This is a genomic window from Bifidobacterium myosotis (assembly GCF_002259745.1).
GTDB lineage: Bacteria > Actinomycetota > Actinomycetes > Actinomycetales > Bifidobacteriaceae > Bifidobacterium > Bifidobacterium myosotis.
On sequence record NZ_MWWW01000039.1, the window covers coordinates 1 to 1,168 of the forward strand.

General features: G+C 59.6%; 2 protein-coding genes. Both read right to left on the minus strand.

Annotated elements, in window-relative coordinates; translation table 11 throughout:
- The coding region (locus BMYO_RS11195; protein WP_143249199.1) for an InlB B-repeat-containing protein at window positions 1-645 on the minus strand (645 nt) is incomplete at its 3' end.
- Window positions 646-891: 246 nt separating this feature from the next.
- Window positions 892-1,168: NUDIX hydrolase (locus BMYO_RS11720; protein ID WP_158217002.1), on the minus strand; the 277-nt coding region annotated here is incomplete at its 5' end.

Here is a 1,168-nt window from a genome sequence, read left to right on the forward strand (position 1 = left end):
CGGCAGCTCCCAGTCGGCCAGCGTATCGCCATCGGCAAGACGGATGTCATAGGAGTTGGCACCCTTGTTCTCGATCACGTTCGCCGCGCCATCGGGCTCAGTGCCGTCCTTGTACGCGATCTCGCCCTTGGTGTCGACGTGCACAAAGTTCTCGGACTCATCCGTGCTCACAGCGCCCTGGCTCCAATGCGCGTACAGGGTAGTGCCGTCGGCGAGGGCCGTGGTCGGATCCACGGCCTGGCCGCCCTGCTTCTCCGTGTACCAGCCGGAGAACTTACGGACCGGATTGCCCGGCGTGCCGGTCTTGAACATCATGACACCATCCTGGCCGAAGGTACCGTACAGGTCCTTGGCGAAGATGCCATCCGCGTACTCGTAGCCGTTGTCCAGCGTGTGCTTGTCGGTCAACGTCACGGTCGTCTTATCGGAGCTCACGGTGAAGTCGCTGAAATCGTTGCCGTGACCCGTGGTGGCACCCGTGTACGTACCACCGTTGTAGTCAAGGGTGATCTTCACGTCCGGGTACTGATAGCCCGTCGTCGGCGCGGCGTTGGCCGTGCTGGCCGCCACGCCCATGGTCGCGATCATCGCGACGGAGGCGAGGCCGGCGAGCGGGGCGCGCCAAACCTTAGTGTTTCCAGTCATGTTCTGGAACCTTTCTTCTAGGGACACCGGGACGGCGTTTTCACAGCTGTTATCCGACATGTTCGATAAAAAGTCGGATAACGTGTCCGATAAAGAAAGGGCGGCCATGCATCAGCCCCGGAAGGGCTCAGACTGCGTCTGGCGCTGGGGCATCGAGCGCAGCATCGCGAATGTGACGTGCAACCCGAACAGGTTCAGTCCGTCGCCCGCTGTCGAGACCGAGTGCGGGATCGGACAAGTAAACCATTATCCCGCAAATTCCACTATGGCGAAGGCCGCTAAAGTAATCCCATCCGTCAATTCGCCCGAAATAATGAGATTCCTCATCTGCTGTTCGGTGAACCAAGTCATGCCGGAAAGTTCCCAGTCCGAATCCTTGGCGATCGATTCCGCGCCTCGCAGCACGATACGCGCCACGGCGATATCGTCCCGCAATACTCCGGTATCAGCGTGCATATGCTGCATTATCGTCACCTGTGCATCATCCACGGCAATACCGGTTTCTTCCCGGAATTCGCGTATG